The organism is Komarekiella delphini-convector SJRDD-AB1, assembly GCF_014831675.1.
In the GTDB taxonomy this organism is placed as follows: Bacteria; Cyanobacteriota; Cyanobacteriia; order Cyanobacteriales; family Nostocaceae; genus Komarekiella.
The window spans coordinates 164,135-180,004 of sequence record NZ_VJXY01000005.1; the positions used below are offsets into that span (position 1 = coordinate 164,135).

The window sequence follows — 15,870 nt, forward strand, 5'->3', positions numbered from 1 at the left end:
CGATACAGCAGATTTTTCACCACCTTGGCAGGGCTACACTTGTGACTTACTTCGTTAAAAACACTCTATGTGACAGTTTCAAGGGCGTAATGTCGGTTACATGCACAAGCTTGAATATAATGCTACAATCCCCCAAGTGTAAATTAAGGCATTAGCCAAAATCAACTAGACTAAGTACTGTCATAAATTAGAAAAAAAGTAGCAGCCCTCACTGAAATTAGGAATAAATTCAACCATCTCAGGCTGTTTTCACGAAATTCACAAATAGCTCATGCACATTCTGATTTATTCCTATAACTATCATCCAGAGCCGATTGGAATTGCTCCCTTAATGACTGAACTAGCAGAGGGGCTGGTGGAGCGGGGTCATGAAGTGCGGGTGATTACAGGAATGCCCAACTATCCTCAGCGCGAAATTTACGATGGGTATCGGGGTAAGTGGTATGTTACTGAACAAAAAAATGGCGTTACTATTCAGCGAAGTTACTTACGGATTAAGTCTAAACCAAACCTTGTGGATCGGCTACTTCTAGAGTTGAGCTTTGTTTTCGCCAGCTTGCCACAAGCCCTCAAAGGTAAACGACCCGATGTCATTATATTAACAGTCCCACCTTTACTAGTTACAATGCCAGCAACTCTACTTAGCTGGCTATATAACTGTCCAGTAGTGCTAAATGTGCAAGATATCTTACCAGAAGCAGCCGTGCGTGTCGGGCTGCTAAAAAATCAGAAAATGATCCAAGCACTTGCAGTTATAGAGAAATTTGCATATCGGACTGCACACACAATTAGCGTCATTACTGATGGGTTTAGTGAGAATTTAGTGAATAAGGGAGTACCTGTTAATAAAATTGTTTGTATTCCTAATTGGGTGAATGTAAATTTCATCCACCCCTTACCCAAAGAAAACAACTCTTGGAGAACAGCCCATCAACTAAATGGGAAATTTGTGGTACTCTATTCAGGCAATATTGCTTTAACACAAGGTTTAGAAACAGTAATAGAAGCAGCAGTCCGCTTGCGTCAAATCAAAGAAATTGTCTTTGTAATCGTCGGTGAATCAACAGCATTGCAAAGGTTGCAGAAATATTGTCTATTGAATGGTGCAGATAACGTTTTGCTGCTACCGTTGCAACCACGAGACAAACTACCTCAAATGCTCGCAGCAGCCGATGTGGGATTAATTGTGCAAAAGCGTAATGTGATTTCATTCAACATGCCTTCCAAAATACCACTGCTGCTAGCTAGTGGTCGCCCAATTGTCGGTTCAGTTCCCGACACTGGCACTGCTGCTAAAGCAATTAAACTGAGTGGTGGTGGTATAGTTGTTGAGCCAGAATCACCTGATGCTTTAGCAGATGCAGTGCAGGATTTATATACCAATCCGGCTCTAGGGAAGAAGTTAGGCAAAAAAGGAAGACAATTTGCTGTAGAAAACTATTCTTTGGAGCAAGCACTTGATCGATACGAGGGATTATTCTCTCATGTTGTTGGCAACCAAGCATCAACTTTGGGTGTCTTGTCCAAGTTGGATTCTCAGGGATCGGTTGTAGATATTTGAACTGGGGAATGGGGACTGGGGACTGGGGATTGGGGACTGAGGATTGGGGATTAGGTAATATATTGAACTCTTAACCCTTGACCCTTGTACAGACGCGATTAATCGCGTCTGTACTCTTGATCCATCACTCATCGCTCAGCACTTTCCTAACCTATGTGACTACGGCTATAAAAGAGCAGAAGTCCCAATATGCTTTAAATAAAGCTTTTTCAGATTAGAGTAGATTGCCAAAGTCAAAATCTAAAAAATGAGAAAAACAAGATGTCTAATTCTGAGTTCCCTGAATCCCCCGTTCCGATTGAAACAGAACAGTTGGCTATTATTGATTTCAGTCAGCCTCAACAACAAGAGTTACCCCCGGAGCCAGAGAAACCGCCCAAGCCACCTGAAAAGCGGCGTTGGCCTTTGATATTGGGAATCGTCTTGTTGATTACAGGTGTAGGTTTTGGTTGGTGGTTGTGGCATAGCCGTGCTAGTAATGCACGTTCAAGTAATGGGGCTGCTGGTAGTAAACCTATGGGAATTCCTGTAAGATTAGCAACTGTGGAGGCTGGAACTGTACAGGAAAGTTCGGTATTTGTTGGCACATTAGAGGCTCCACGCTCAGTGCAATTAAAACCACAGATTGAAGGACGAGTTACTCGAATTTTCTTTAAAGAGGGCGATCGCGTCAAGCAAGGACAAGTTGTCATAAGTCTGCAAAGTGATGACGCCGCAGCCCAGCTACAACAAAGGAAAGCAGCACTAGAACAAGCTCGGGCAAATCTTGCTGAACTCAAAGCAGGTACACGTCCAGAAGAAATTGCTCAAGCAAGAGCTCAGCTAGCTCAAGCTGAAGCTCGCCTTAAAGATGCTCAAGCAGGCTCACAACCAGCAGAAATTGCTCAGGCTGAAGCTCAAATTGAGTCAGCCAAATCCGATTTGGAATTAGCAAAGTCACGAGCAAAACGCTACGAACAACTAAGAAAAGAGGGTGCAATTTCCCAAGATTCCTTAGAAGGATATACCAGAGAACAGCGCAGCGCGGAAGCTGCGCTTGTCGCAGCTCAAAAACGTTTAGAACAACTGCGTCAAAGTAGAAGTTCTGATGTCAGCGCACTGGGTGCAGCCCTTGAACAACAAAGACAAAACTTAAAGCAACAGGTGAATGGCCCTCGTTCTGAAGAGATTGCTCAGGCGCGATCGCAAGTAAATCAGGCAGCGGCTCAAGTCCAGGCAGCACAAGTCCAACTACAATATACAAATGTCTTTGCTCCTTTTACTGGCACTCTTGGTGACATTCCAGTAAAGGTGGGAGAGTATGTGGCCAAAGGTGATCAACTTACTACACTTACTAAAAACGATTCTTTAGAGTTGAATATATCCATACCGCTCAACGAGTCTAAACGGTTGCGGTTGGGATTACCAGTGCAAATGCTGGATGCTCAAGGCAAACCCACAGCAACGGGTAAGGTGAGTTTCATCTCTCCAGATGCTACTTCCAATTCGCAAACAGTTTTGGCTAAAGCCAACTTTGGCAATTCCAGCAATCAACTGATTAATCGTCAGTCAATAGAAACGAAAGTAATCTGGGAGGAACGTCCTGGAATTTTAATTCCAGTTATCGCAATATCTCGCTTGGGTGGCGAGACGTTTGTATTTGTGGCTCAAACGCCAGAACAGCCAAAACCTGGAGCGCCGTCCTTGGTGGCTCAGCAAAAACGCGTGAAGTTGGGAGCGATTGAAGGGAATAATTATCAAATTCTTGAAGGATTGAAAGCTGGAGAAAAAATTGTGGTTTCAGGTATTCTCAACCTAACTAATGGTGCTCCGATCACGCTTGCGTCTGAAAACAGTAAACAGTAAAGAGTAAACAGTAAACAGTTGGGGGATTTAAACACGCTAGATAGCGCCTGCTACTAATCGGCTTTGGGTTATTAGTTTTCAGTTGTCAGTGAGCGCCTCCTTAGTGGTTTCTCTTAAACTCAATTATGTTTACTGTTTACCGTTTACTGATAACTTTCTAAGTCTTTTGGCGTGAGGCTTCGGCGCGTCTGTTGATTTCCGTCCAGTTGACTACATTCCACCAGTTATTTAAATAGTCAGCACGGCGATTTTGATATCTCAGGTAATAAGCGTGTTCCCATACATCATTACCCATAATTGGAAACAAGCCTTCTGTAATTGGGCTATCTTGATTTGGTGTACTGGTGATTTGCAACTGACCTTGGGGATTACGCACTAACCAAACCCAACCACTACCGAAGCGATCGCCTCCCGCTTGGTTAAACTGTTTCTTAAATGCATCAAAACTACCAAAGCTTTGGTTAATTTCTTGGGCAATGTCTCCTGTTGGTTGTCCACCACCTTGAGGACTCATAATTTGCCAAAAAATCGTATGATTAAGATGACCGCCACCATTGTTACGTACTTTTGTCCGAATATCTTCAGGAACGCTATTTAAATCGCGTAACAAAGATTCCACACTGCTATTTTGCAGTTGCGGATATTTTTTTAAGGCATCGTTGAGGTTATTGACGTAAGCTGCATGATGTTTATCATGATGCAGTTTCATGGTCTCTGCATCAATGGCTTTCTCTAGTGCGTTATAAGCGTAAGGTAATGGCGGTAACTGAGCAGGATTTGCACTGAGTTGGCTATTAAGAACAGCTACGGGACGTGTGTTTGTTACAGGTGCAGTAGTTTGTATAGGAGTTGCTGTAGTGCTTGAAGGCGACTCTGTTACCTGTTGAGATTGACAAGCAAATAGAGTAGATACTAGTAAAATTACTGTGAAAAACCAAACAACAGGTTGCCAGAAAAATGATTTCATCAACTATTCCTAATGAAGAGAGTATTTTTTTATATTACATTTTCTTTAGGCAATTTGTGCCACAATTCTTAAAAGGATTGAGTTGATGATTGTCAAGCAAATTGAACCAAGCAAAGCACTCCAAAAGCCATAACGCAATCTAAAACCAGGTACTAAAGCTGCTGCTAAGCCAAAGATTATGGCATTCAAAATAAAGAAAAATAGTCCTAATGTAATGATAATAAATGGCAAGGTAAACAAGGTAAGAATTGGCAACAGAATAGCATTCAAGATCCCAAAAACTACGGCAGAAATTGCTGCTTTACCAAAGCCGTCTATTTCAATTCCTAAAAATGGCAGTCTAGCAATAATCAAGAAACTAACAGCAGTAACTAACCAGGTAAGGATTAAACCTATCATGATTATTCCTCTCTTTTTAAAGCTATGATTATCTGTTTGATTAGAAATTGCATCTATATATAGATATAGTATTAAAAGTAAATGTGATTCAAAAATGACTATCATTTATTAGGAGTGAAGAAATAGGGATTGGGGGTAATTTTGGATTCACCTCCTTTTGCTGATTACCTTATTTTTACTGCGATCGCTAACTAGCTAATGGTTTTGCAGCTGTGTAGGACACACGATTAAAAAAACCATGCCTCAGATTAATTTTTATGTATAAGTTTTTACGATTTTATGAATAGCTTTCTTCGCTTTCGGAACGCTGTTGTCATCTTGATAATTGTTGTACTCGTGCTTTTAGGATGTCTTATAACTACTGAAATATCGGTGCAAGCTCAATCAACACCAACAGATGCCGTTACAGTAGATGGCCGCAAGTTATTTGAAGTCACTGAAGCAGGACAATTTAGTGCTGAAAATCGTGCTGCTGATGCCAACTTAATTTTAAGAGAAGCAGTTCGTTCTCCTGATTCCGTAAAGGTGGAGATTGTAGAAAGTAATCAATTACCTGTAATTTTGGTGAATAATCGCCACCTACTGACAGTAACACAACAAGACACTCCTACAGGCAGAACAAAAGATGAACAAGCAAAAATCTGGGTGCAACGAATTACTGAAGCAGTTCAGCAAGGTCAAGAAGAACGAAGATTAAGTTATTTTTGGAGAGCAATATTACTAATAGTTTTGTCTGTATTTGGTGCGATCGCTCTCCATTTACTTTTGGGTTGGGTTTGGCGCTATTGGTCACGGCGGTTGGTTCCTAGAGAAGCAAATCATCCCGAAACTGGAGCACAACCCAAAGGAATTGAATTATTTCTACAGTTGACGTTGGTTGTAGTGCGATCGCTTTTATGGATAGGGATAACTATTTATATTACTGACTTATTTCCTTTCACGCGAGAATGGAGTAGGCGCATTGCCAACATTCTTTTGATGAGCTTAACATCACCAGTAATTACTATTGGAGAAAGCTCTTATTCTGTAATCAATATAATTATCTTGATCAGCTTATTTTTCGGAGTTTTGGCTATTGCTGGAACTCTAACTAATCTGTTGCGATCGCGCGTACTACGTATTACCAATGTTAGCCGTGGTGTTCAAGAATCAATTGCAGTTGCTACCCATTACAGTTTGATTTTTATTGGTACAGTTTTATTACTACAAATTTGGGGTTTGGATATCAGTTCCCTCGCAATATTAGCCAGTGTATTTGGTGTGGCGATCGGGTTTGGCTTACAGGGAGTTGCTAAAGAGTTGGTCAGCGGTTTTGTAATTACCTTTGAGCGCGCTATTGCAGTTGGGGACTTTGTAGAAATTGGTGAATTTATAGGAACAGTAGAGCGCTTAAATGCTCGGAGTACCTATATTCGCACTTTAGATGACATAGTAGTGATTGTGCCTAATTCGCGTTTATTAGATACAGAAGTAGTGAATTGGAACCATCAGAGTTCGGCATCTCGTCTAGTATTGCCTGTGCGTGTGGCTTATGAAGTAAATATCAATACTATACGCTCTGCATTATTAAAAGTAGCACGTGAAAATCATGATGTATTAAAAAAACCAACGCCTCTTGTTTGGTTTCAAGGGTATGGGGAGGATTTTTTAAATTTTCAGTTATTAGTTTGGATTTCCAAACCCCGTAAGCAGTTTCAAATTAAGAGCGATTTATATTTTCAGATTGATGAAATACTGCGGCAGGAAAATATTCATATTCCCTTTCCTCAACGCTCTCTAAATTTGCGTTCTGGAAGTTTACCATTGGAACTTTCACCCAAACTAGAAAATTCCTTATCTCAACTTTCCGAAAGTATGATCGCTTTGTTAAAAAGTCAGTTGCAAAAAGATAACTCAAATGGTGCTAATAATCAAGCTGCAAAAACTCAAGATGAAAAATAAAATTTAGAGTAATTTTATCGTTTTTTCATTTGAAAGTCACATCGCGAACTTCTTGATTTGACCGAAAAGTGATATTATCTTTTACTTTATTGCACGAATTAATTGGGTTTATGATCAGAACTTTTGGAACCCCAAAAAACCTTTCTATTTGTTAAAGGGCTATAATCACAACAATTGATTGCTGCTTTTGTAGAAACAGTGGAAGGATTTACTGTACACTGAAGATAATTGTTGTTACTAAAAAAACGACAATTTCTACAGGGAGATTGATGTAAATTATTTAGATTGTTAGTCTGACGATACAGACTGCGCTTATGAAAAATAATTATCCCTGCCATTCCTAATAATACAATAGGAGCGAAAATTAAAGATAAATCGGGAGTTGTTGCTGCACTTATATTATCTCCGCTCGGCTTTTCACCATCAAGCTTTTCTGTACTCAAACTTACTTTAGCTAGGTTTGTTTCACTTAATTTCAAGAAATTAGGATTGATCTCGCCTGGTGTATGCTGTCCTAAAAGTTCTTTCACTGCCATATCATTTACCTCTTGAGCATAAGTACTTACTTGCTGCTATTTTGTTACTTCTTGACAGAAAGTACTTGTAATGGTAGGTATGTTAAAAATTAAAGTTTTAAAACTGTTTATGGCAAAATCACTGATAATGCCATCTAGATTTAATATGTAAAACAAATGTGAGCAAAAAGTGACAGCATTGGGCGAAAACTTCGTCATTGTGGCAATGCGATCGCTTAATAATCCTAACCACACTCCTATTAGTAAAATATGGTTCTACTCCTCATGAGATTGATTTATCCATCTCAAGGTTGATTTGCTACTCATACCCAGTTTTTACAAAAGATTTTTGATTAATGTTTGTAATGTCATCGTTAATCAGAGCAGCAAGTTGAAATGAGGTTGTTAGTACAAATAATAGGCGCGGGGATTGTAATTCTATCGCTCGTAGATATTTACTTAACTGTTTTGTTTCCTCGCCTTGGCAGTAGTTTACTTAGTTTGCCACTAGGTAAAGGAATGTGGCGACTCTTCCGCTTGATTGCACGTATAGTTCCCTTCAAGGACGATAAGCTACTTTCCCATAACGGCCCTACATTAATGATTGCAACAGTTGTAGTATGGGTATGCTTGCTAATCTGCGGATTTGCTTTAATCGTTTGGACTGAGTTGGGTTCAGCTATCCAATCTAGTAGTGGCTGGACTGAGACTAATTTTATCACTGCACTTTACTACAGCGGTTTTTCACTAACAACGCTGGGTACAGGAGATTTAACACCAAATACAGATTTTCATCGACTGCTGATGATTTTGGAAGCAGCAATTGGCTTTTCAATCTTTACTTTGACAATTACTTATCTACTGTCGATTTACAGCGCACTCATCAGACGTAATACCTTTGCTTTAAGCTTACATCACCGTTCTGCTGGTACGGCAGATGCGGCAGAAATCCTAGCAAGACTTGGTGCTAGTGGCGAACTCAGCGGTGTACAGCAAGATATTTCTAACATGGCAAGAGACTTAATTAACTTACTTGAATCGCAACAATCTTACCCAGCGCTACTGTATTTTCGCTTTCAAGAAACTTACTATGCTTTACCACGAATATTACTTTTGGCAATGGATACAGCTACTTTGATGAAAACTGCATTAAACGCTCAAAAGTATCGTTCAATAGTACATTCTACAGCGCTAGCAGAATTGTGGGGTGGCAGTCAACAACTGCTGATTGAATTATCTAGCTTTCTTGTACCCAAGAGTCGTTCAAAGATTAATGAATCATTAGAACAAGTGTGGCGAAAGCGGTATTATCAGGCGGTAAAAAAATTTAGAGATGAGGGAATAGAGACAGTAACCGATTTAGAAGCTGGCGCTTCTTTATATATTTCTCTGCGTCGAAAATGGAACCCTGGCTTAGTTGGGCTTACTAATTATATGGGGTATAAGTGGAGTGAAATAGCTCCCCATGAAATATAATTTTTGCGCGATAAGTAGGTAGGCATAATTAACATAAAATAAAATCCTAGTTCGTAGTGAGTGATTTATCACTCAAAACAAGGATTATCAGGACTAAAGTCCTTACCCTTTGGGTTCGTTAGTCGCTCATGGGGGAAACCCCCAAGACCGCGCTAACTCACTACAAGCTTTAATTTATTTACACTTAGCTACTTAGTTAAGAAAAGTTAGTAGAATTGCGCCAAGGTTGCCAAGCTTGCTGTTTAACATTTACCTCACCACTAATAACAGAAGCATCCCAACGAGTAATATCGCCTTCACGCCAAAACTGCAAATCAACAAGTGCATTGTTAATTTCAACCTGACGCAGGGTAATATTAGGCAACCATTCTGGTAAATGTGGATCAACAAAAAGCTGCCCATTGGGAGCATCTGCTTGTAAACCCAGCAACGCTTGCAAAAGCTGAAAAACGGATGCAGCCGCCCAACCTTGGGGTACATTCGCTTCTAGATAAGGGACTGGAAATGCTCCTGGTTCTTGCTCAATACCAGCATAGAGTTCTGGTAGACGGTAGCTTGCAAAATATTTAGCTGCATCAAAAATTCCGTTTGCAATCTGTGCTACTTCTTTAGCAAAACCATAACGTTTAAATCCCATCGCAATCATACCATTATCGTGGGGCCAGACTGAACCCAAGTGATAAGAAAAGGGATTATATGCAGGGTTTTGGGTAGATATTGTGCGAATTCCCCAACCACTCCACATATCTGCTTGCAGAAGTCTTTTGACCACACGCGCTGCACGTTCAGGACTAACTATCCCACTCCAAAGACAATGACCTGGATTGGAGGCAACAGTACGAACGGGTTGTTTTTCAGAGTCGAGGGCTAAAGCATAAAAGCCTAAATCTTCACACCAAAACTGCTTTTCAAATTTTGCTTGCAGTTCGGTGGCTTTGGTGCGTAGTTCACTAGCGTAATTGCTTTCTCCTAAAAAATTAAAAGCTTCTGCCATTCGCATATATGCATCAAAAGCGTAGCCTTGAAGTTCGCACAATGCTTTAGGAGGATTTACTTGACTACCATCAGGATAGACGATCGCATCACCCGAATCTTTCCAACTTTGATTATCTAGTCCATCTTTGGAACGTTTTTGGTATTCTTGAAAGCGATCGCTATTTAAATCACCATACTGTTCAATCCATTGCAAGCAACTCAAAGCGACATCCCGATAGTCTCGCAACAGTGAGTCATCTCCTAGCCATTTCCAAGCTTCATGCAAGGCAATCAAAAACAAAGGCGCGGTATCAGCAGCACCATAGTAGGGAGTGTGCGGTATCTTATGAAAATACGCCAGTTCCCCCATACGAATCTCGTGCAAAATCTTGCCTGGTTCAGCATCCCGCCAATCATCCCACTCTTGTGCTTGAAATTGTGCCAATTTTTGCAACGTACCCTTGACAAAACCAGGATGCACAATCATATTTTGCAAGCTAATAATCAAACTATCCCGACCAAATAAAGTAACAAATTTAGGTACACCGGCCGCAGGTATCCAAGTATCCTCGGTAAATTGATAATCATACAGTCGCAATGCGCCCAAATCTTCTATTGATTGGCGGTAAAGTCGATTAATATCTTCATTAGCAGAGGTAACATCAGTAACTTTATTTCGCCATAGTTGTTGAACTTGGCCTAATCTTGTCTTAATGGCTTCTTGATAAGACAAGTCTAATGGTTTGCGGACGTGTTTATTATCTGCCAAAGTATAAAGGCAACAAGTATCCCAAGTAGCACCAGGTTCTAAGGTAACTTCAAAAATAATCCGCCCATTGCCGTAATGAGCTTGCACAGGACAACTGGCTAAGCGATAACTCAGACAGCGGAAAAAATCACTGTTAGTGTAGGTAGTCACTAGTTCACTTTTCTCTTTATGCCATTGCGTTTCGATATATCCACGGCGCACAATGTTTTGAGCCGATACCTCAAAAATGTCACCAAAGTCTGAACGCAGAGCAATTTCCAGATTGAAATGAACCTTTTTAAGTCCGTAATTAGTCAATTGCAACTCTTCACGGATACCCTCACTAGCAACCCGACTAATTATTAGTGACAGAGTACCTTTGGTATATAACCCATCATCAGTTTTAAATTCTGGGTTGATGAGATAAATTCGAGCGGCATAATAAGCAGTTGTTGCAGAGGTAACACGTATCCAACTTTTACCATTTATGTAACAAGCATAGTAACTCAAAAACCGAGTATCGTCTGAAAAAATGCCTTGCTGAGTTTCAGGATTAATATTGCCACTTAAGTCAGATACCATAAAGGTTCTGCCGTGATTAATTGTTAAGTTTGGGGGCCCAACATTTATTCTCATGATTTGTTTGTTTGATGATATTTGAAAAGGAAAATATAAAAATAAGTGAACAGTAATCTCTAAAGTTGCGATTGCAAAAACAAAACTAAACGTCCAACAATTCGCTGCCACAAGGGTCGAGTCCGCCAGTCTGCCATACTCACTAGTTTGCTGCGCTCAAAGCCAGTGTGGAAAAGCTGCTCGATATGTTGTACCATCTGCGACTCAGCTGTAGAAATATCCAGTTCATCATTATGAAAGAAACTACGTGGGTCGAAGTTAGCACTACCAGTACTCACCCATTTATCATCAACTAGCAAACACTTAGCGTGCAGCATACTTGGTTGATGCTCATAAATTTTGATTCCTGCTGGCAATAAGTAGCCGTAAAGTTCAACAGAGGCGTAATAAACCAATTTTTTATCGTTGTGTGGCCCGCAAGTCAGGATATGCACGTCTATTCCCCTTTTTTTAGCTGTGATTAGAGCTTGGCGCGATTGATGGTCTGGCAAAAAGTAAGGACTAGCAATCCAAACTCGCTCTTGGGCTGCAAAGATAGCCGTAGTAAACAAAGCTCTGATGGAAGAAGAGAGATTAGAAGGGGCGTCACCCAAAGTTACCAGAATCATTTGGTCAACTGGTGGAGCAGGACAAAAGTTTTCTGCACCCAAGTCTACTGTGCTGCGAGCAGATGCCCAATGCTGCATGAACATTCCTTCTAGAACAGATACCACAGCACCTTTTAAGCAGAACTCAAAGTCAAACCAGGGAGCCTTGTCGCCAAACTTATCCTGACCATCCCAAAAATCAGAAATCCCAGCACCACCAATCAAAGCAACTTTTCCATCAATTAGTAGTAACTTTCGGTGGGTGCGTCCAGCATAATCAAACGGAGCTTTCCAAATAAAAGGTTTAAAGAAGCGAACATCTACACCAGCTGCTTTTAATCGTTTCCAATACTTCTGGGGTAATTTTTTTGTACTGTAATCATCTACAAGCAGTTGCACTTCAACCCCAGCAGCAGCTCGTTCAGCAAATGCAGCTGCAAACTCATTAGCACGGCGTTCTGGAGTCATGAAAAATGTTTCAAAGTGAATAGAGCGCTGGGCGCTGCGAATTGCCTCTAAGCGTGCTGATTGAATTTCCTTAGCTTCAAACCAAAAGCTGATGACGCAACCAGTTGTATTCAAAGAATTAGATAAACTACCTAAAGCTATAGCAAAATGGCGTTCATGAGGGTTGGGAACATTGATGGCTCTATAATCAATGTAATCGCGGAAAGCTCCTCGAAGATAAAAGACAACTATTAGGCTAAACCCAATAATTAAGGCGATGTCTACGACGGGCTACGCCTACACACCGAGCCACGCCAAAATAGTAATGAGTAGCTCCATTGGTAAATATCATTGGCTACTTGTATTACTTTTAATAGTTTTGTGCCACTAGGTAAGCCTTTATAAAGCTGACAAATAAGTGACACAAACTCTAACTGAGAAATCTCAAGTCAGAAAAAAGTTTTGTTAAGGCGTAGCCGGGGTTACAGTTGGAGTCGCGGCTGGTGGCACTGCTGGTGGTGCTCCTGTTGGTGTTGCTGCTGGTGGTACTGTTGGGGTTTGTGCAGCAGGTTCACATGCTCCTATAAGTAGGCTAAGTCCAATAGATGAAGCGAGAAAACAGAATTTTCCGTTCATAAATCCTCCTTTGAGAATGAAAAGTAAAAAACTAGAATATCAGTCTATTTGGACATAGGCAATGGATATATAAACACTTACTTGATCGTGAGGGATTTAGTAAATCTTTACATCCGTCATTGGTAGCACATAATTTTCAGCTTAATAGTTGAGTTGCAACAATTGATTACTCATTAGAAATGTTTAAAACTAAGCTTGCAAAACTGTTTGCCGTTCTTCTACGAGTGCTGGAAGAACCTGCTCACCAAAGACTTGAATAAACCTCTGCTGTTCTTTGTTGACGTTGTGCAGATAAATTTCCGTAAAACCTAATTTTACATATTGTTGCTACCATTCAATATGCCGTTGGAGATCAGCGGAAATCCGCACATATTCATACATATCTTTTGGCTTCACAAATTGTACCATTGCATCAAACTGCTGGGAACTGCGGAGGTCTGTTGAAAAATATTCGTACGCCACTGTTCATAAGCACCTCTCAAAGCTATTTCTTCATCTTCAGCGTAAGAAAGTTGTACCTTTAGGTACATAGGCTTACTTTTGCCGAATGATAAATATCAGACTCTTCTACGTGATGGTTGACGTTGTGGCTTACTGAATGCTGTGATATTTTCTACAAACTGTAAGGTACTGTTAACAACGCGATCGCCAGCCGTTTGGCGCGTTGAATCTTGCAGATTACGTAACCCATGTAAATCAAGGAAGCTAAATCCTACCTTGGAGAAAAACGGAAGTAAGCAAAACAAAAACGTATCTATAGTTTGATTTATCCAACCAAAACCACTAGGGCCAATAATCCAGACAGTTGGGTAGCCAATCCAAAGCACCGTAAAATAGGTAACAAGTTTATCGTATAAGTTTGATAATTCCGTCCCTTGAGTTCTAGTCTTGGCGCGTAATGGCCCCCAAATCCCCCAGAGAACGATTACAAAGGCGAAAACCCCGCAGATATACCACAAATATCTGATCCAATTCCGTTCGGATAAATCTGCAATTAATCCAGTGGTAATCACAACCACCTGAGTACTCATCAAAAAGCCAATGAGTGTCCAATCTTTTTTAATAAACTGCATTGCTGTCCAAGATAGAGCTAGCAATAATAAAGGTGTGGTGACAATCCAATCAACATAACGAGCATAGTGTGCAATTTGCCCCGCAGTTTCAACTTTACCCTGCCCTATAGCCATTGCCATGTAAGCTAGTCCTGACCAAATCGGGATGAACATCGCAACTAGATATTCGTATTGCGGAACACCGCGCGGATTGCGACTAAGTGACCAGAAATGCAACGCACCTATTGCCATTCCAGCAACATAAATCCAGTGAAAAATAACCTGTAAATCCATAAGGCTATCTCAGTAAAGTGGTTTTTAGAACTGAGGCAAAATCTCAGTTTAATGCAATTACCTTCTGAGCATGACAAGCAAATGTGACTCGAAAGTGACGAATCATTTTAAACTTAGTAAACATAAAATTTAAAAATTATAAAAAGGCGTCGGGAAAACCCATTCCTTCTCGGTAGGTGATGAAAGACGCCCCAACACAGTTGACAGTTGACGGTTAACAGTTAACAGTCTTTCGTGTTATCTCATCAGCTTTTAGGGGTGGGATGAACTTAATTTCCTATTTTGGTTTTAGTCTATTGTCACTTTATACTCACATTTAAAGTGTAGCTTGAAAATAGGCAAGTATTTTGAGTCTCTCAATTTACCAGACTCTACTTATAAATTTATATGAAAACTTACTTTAGTATATGCCAGTACAAAAATACCACACCCTTTTTTGGTTTTGGTTAAAAATTACTTTATCAGCATTCTTATTGTTGAGTGCGATCGCTTTACTGCTGCTTGTATTGTTCACTATTCTTAAAGTACCTTCTTTTGTAATTGGCAATGACACATTTTGGTTATTGCGTTGGCGCTATGAACCAGATGCTAGTTATATAATTGCCTTCAATCCTTTGTTTTTACTTATCATAGCGGCTGCTATTGGTTTTATCGGACTTTGGCTAAAACAAAAGCCCAAGCGGCACAGGAGAAAGACAAGATGAAACTAGGGCAATGCTTGGGGTTACTGGCACTATTTTTTTCGCTCTACATTATTTGGCAAATTCGGCAGTTAGTGTTGCTGTTATTTACTGCTGTAGTGCTGGCGGTGGCGATTAATCAGCTAGTTCTGCGATTTCAGCAGTCTGGAATCAAACGGATTTGGGCTGTTTGGTTGAGTTTGGGTATTATCGTGACACTGCTAGTTGGTGTTTTCTTGTTGATTGTGCCGCCATTTATTCAGCAGTTTCAGGAATTGGTAGTGCTTTTACCAACTGGAGTTGATCAAATTCAACGAGGTATCAACTGGTTAGAGGAACGCATTCCACAAATCTATTTACCCGAAATTCCTGACATCAATGGTCTAATTGAACAAATACAGCCCTGGATTACAAATTTATTACAACAGGCGATCGCTCTATTTTCTACTTCTATAACTGCAATCTTAGAATTTCTACTAGTTATAGTTCTAACTTTAATGCTACTTGTTAATCCGCAGCCCTACCGTAGGGCTTTTGTACGCGTCTTCCCTGCCTTCTACCGTTCTAGAGTTGAGGAAATTCTCTCTCGTTGCGCGGAAGGTTTGGGCGCTTGGACAATCGGCGCTTTGATTGAAATGGTATTTATTGGTGTTCTCTGCGGACTTGGATTATGGATTTTACAAGTACCACTTGTACTAGCTCATGCAGTCTTAGCAGGATTACTCAACTTTATTCCCAATATTGGCCCAACTTTGAGTGTGGTGTTGCCAATGGCAATAGCTTTTCTTGATGCACCTTGGAAAGCTGGGGCTGTAATAATTTTATATATCATAATTCAAAATATTGAAAGCTACTGGCTGACCCCAACCGTGATGGCAAAACAGGTAGCGCTATTACCTGCGATGACACTAACGGCGCAAATTGTCTTCGTTACCCTTTTTGGAGCTTTGGGATTGCTGATGGCGATACCGTTGGCGGTAATTGCCAAGATTTGGCTACAAGAAGTGTTATTTAAAGATATTTTAGATAAGTGGCAGCAAGTTCCTTCATCAGGTTCTTACTAACCAAAATTGTCTAGATAAATTAGCGAATAATGGGGTAGGAAGGCTTT

General features: G+C 40.4%; 14 protein-coding genes. 6 read left to right on the top strand and 8 right to left on the bottom strand.

Annotation, left to right across the window (positions count from 1 at the left end):
* The first annotated feature begins 271 nt into the window (after positions 1–271).
* On the top strand, positions 272–1,561 hold the full coding sequence (locus FNW02_RS07090; protein ID WP_191756850.1) for a glycosyltransferase family 4 protein: 1,290 nt from the start codon (positions 272–274) through the stop codon (positions 1,559–1,561).
* A gap of 261 nt (positions 1,562–1,822) precedes the next feature.
* Positions 1,823–3,406 carry an efflux RND transporter periplasmic adaptor subunit gene (locus FNW02_RS07095; RefSeq protein ID WP_191756851.1) on the top strand — a complete coding sequence of 528 codons (1,584 nt, stop codon included), beginning with the start codon at positions 1,823–1,825 and terminating at the stop codon, positions 3,404–3,406.
* 157 nt (positions 3,407–3,563) lie between these two features.
* On the opposite strand, the gene FNW02_RS07100 is transcribed toward FNW02_RS07095, so the two are convergent.
* The gene (locus FNW02_RS07100) at positions 3,564–4,373 is read right to left on the bottom strand and encodes a superoxide dismutase (RefSeq protein ID WP_191756852.1); all 810 of its coding nucleotides are present in this window, start codon (positions 4,371–4,373) and stop codon (positions 3,564–3,566) included.
* Positions 4,374–4,418: 45 nt separating this feature from the next.
* Positions 4,419–4,772: a phage holin family protein gene (locus FNW02_RS07105; RefSeq protein ID WP_191756853.1), complete on the bottom strand. Its 354-nt coding sequence runs from the start codon at positions 4,770–4,772 to the stop codon at positions 4,419–4,421.
* Positions 4,773–5,051: 279 nt separating this feature from the next.
* Here FNW02_RS07105 and FNW02_RS07110 point away from each other — a divergent pair, with 279 nt between their 5' ends.
* The gene (locus FNW02_RS07110; protein WP_191756854.1) at positions 5,052–6,713 is read left to right on the top strand and encodes a mechanosensitive ion channel family protein; all 1,662 of its coding nucleotides are present in this window, start codon (positions 5,052–5,054) and stop codon (positions 6,711–6,713) included.
* Between the two features lie 98 nt (positions 6,714–6,811).
* On the opposite strand, the gene FNW02_RS07115 is transcribed toward FNW02_RS07110, so the two are convergent.
* Positions 6,812–7,249 (bottom strand): hypothetical protein, encoded by a 438-nt coding sequence (locus FNW02_RS07115; protein WP_191756855.1) that lies wholly within the window; start codon positions 7,247–7,249, stop codon positions 6,812–6,814.
* 375 nt (positions 7,250–7,624) lie between these two features.
* Here FNW02_RS07115 and FNW02_RS07120 point away from each other — a divergent pair, with 375 nt between their 5' ends.
* Entirely contained in the window at positions 7,625–8,704 is a 1,080-nt protein-coding gene (locus tag FNW02_RS07120; RefSeq protein ID WP_191756856.1) for a potassium channel family protein, read from the top strand.
* Positions 8,705–8,900: 196 nt separating this feature from the next.
* On the opposite strand, the gene FNW02_RS07125 is transcribed toward FNW02_RS07120, so the two are convergent.
* The 5 genes from FNW02_RS07125 to FNW02_RS07140 all read right to left on the bottom strand — a co-directional run bounded on the left by FNW02_RS07125 (position 8,901) and on the right by FNW02_RS07140 (position 14,079).
* Positions 8,901–11,063 (bottom strand): amylo-alpha-1,6-glucosidase, encoded by a 2,163-nt coding sequence (locus FNW02_RS07125; protein WP_191756857.1) that lies wholly within the window; start codon positions 11,061–11,063, stop codon positions 8,901–8,903.
* A gap of 59 nt (positions 11,064–11,122) precedes the next feature.
* Complete coding sequence (locus tag FNW02_RS07130) at positions 11,123–12,232, bottom strand: phospholipase D-like domain-containing protein (RefSeq protein WP_225225483.1); 1,110 nt, start codon at positions 12,230–12,232, stop codon at positions 11,123–11,125.
* Positions 12,233–12,562: 330 nt separating this feature from the next.
* A complete protein-coding gene (locus FNW02_RS07135) occupies positions 12,563–12,733 on the bottom strand; it encodes a beta-Ig-H3/fasciclin (RefSeq protein ID WP_191756858.1) in 171 nt (56 codons plus the stop codon).
* Between the two features lie 392 nt (positions 12,734–13,125).
* Positions 13,126–13,263 carry a hypothetical protein gene (locus FNW02_RS38455; protein ID WP_225225484.1) on the bottom strand — a complete coding sequence of 46 codons (138 nt, stop codon included), beginning with the start codon at positions 13,261–13,263 and terminating at the stop codon, positions 13,126–13,128.
* A gap of 27 nt (positions 13,264–13,290) precedes the next feature.
* Positions 13,291–14,079 carry a bacteriorhodopsin gene (locus tag FNW02_RS07140; protein ID WP_191756859.1) on the bottom strand — a complete coding sequence of 263 codons (789 nt, stop codon included), beginning with the start codon at positions 14,077–14,079 and terminating at the stop codon, positions 13,291–13,293.
* 407 nt (positions 14,080–14,486) lie between these two features.
* On the opposite strand from FNW02_RS07140, the gene FNW02_RS07145 reads away from it, so the two are divergent.
* Positions 14,487–14,783 carry a hypothetical protein gene (locus tag FNW02_RS07145; protein ID WP_191756860.1) on the top strand — a complete coding sequence of 99 codons (297 nt, stop codon included), beginning with the start codon at positions 14,487–14,489 and terminating at the stop codon, positions 14,781–14,783.
* Positions 14,780–15,823: an AI-2E family transporter gene (locus FNW02_RS07150; protein WP_191756861.1), complete on the top strand. Its 1,044-nt coding sequence runs from the start codon at positions 14,780–14,782 to the stop codon at positions 15,821–15,823. The genes FNW02_RS07145 and FNW02_RS07150 overlap by 4 nt, the downstream gene beginning before the upstream one ends.
* Positions 15,824–15,870 lie beyond the last annotated feature (47 nt).

Coding starts and splice junctions, on each gene's coding strand:
- FNW02_RS07095 (WP_191756851.1), top strand. CDS start 1,823: ATGTCTAATTCTGAGTTCCCTGAATCCCCCGTTCCGATTGAAACAGAA.
- FNW02_RS07090 (WP_191756850.1), top strand. CDS start 272: ATGCACATTCTGATTTATTCCTATAACTATCATCCAGAGCCGATTGGA.
- FNW02_RS07120 (WP_191756856.1), top strand. CDS start 7,625: ATGAGGTTGTTAGTACAAATAATAGGCGCGGGGATTGTAATTCTATCG.
- FNW02_RS07115 (WP_191756855.1), bottom strand. CDS start 7,249: ATGGCAGTGAAAGAACTTTTAGGACAGCATACACCAGGCGAGATCAAT.
- FNW02_RS07105 (WP_191756853.1), bottom strand. CDS start 4,772: ATGATAGGTTTAATCCTTACCTGGTTAGTTACTGCTGTTAGTTTCTTG.
- FNW02_RS07145 (WP_191756860.1), top strand. CDS start 14,487: ATGCCAGTACAAAAATACCACACCCTTTTTTGGTTTTGGTTAAAAATT.
- FNW02_RS07135 (WP_191756858.1), bottom strand. CDS start 12,733: ATGAACGGAAAATTCTGTTTTCTCGCTTCATCTATTGGACTTAGCCTA.
- FNW02_RS07100 (WP_191756852.1), bottom strand. CDS start 4,373: ATGAAATCATTTTTCTGGCAACCTGTTGTTTGGTTTTTCACAGTAATT.
- FNW02_RS38455 (WP_225225484.1), bottom strand. CDS start 13,263: ATGTACCTAAAGGTACAACTTTCTTACGCTGAAGATGAAGAAATAGCT.
- FNW02_RS07140 (WP_191756859.1), bottom strand. CDS start 14,079: ATGGATTTACAGGTTATTTTTCACTGGATTTATGTTGCTGGAATGGCA.
- FNW02_RS07150 (WP_191756861.1), top strand. CDS start 14,780: ATGAAACTAGGGCAATGCTTGGGGTTACTGGCACTATTTTTTTCGCTC.
- FNW02_RS07125 (WP_191756857.1), bottom strand. CDS start 11,063: ATGAGAATAAATGTTGGGCCCCCAAACTTAACAATTAATCACGGCAGA.
- FNW02_RS07110 (WP_191756854.1), top strand. CDS start 5,052: ATGAATAGCTTTCTTCGCTTTCGGAACGCTGTTGTCATCTTGATAATT.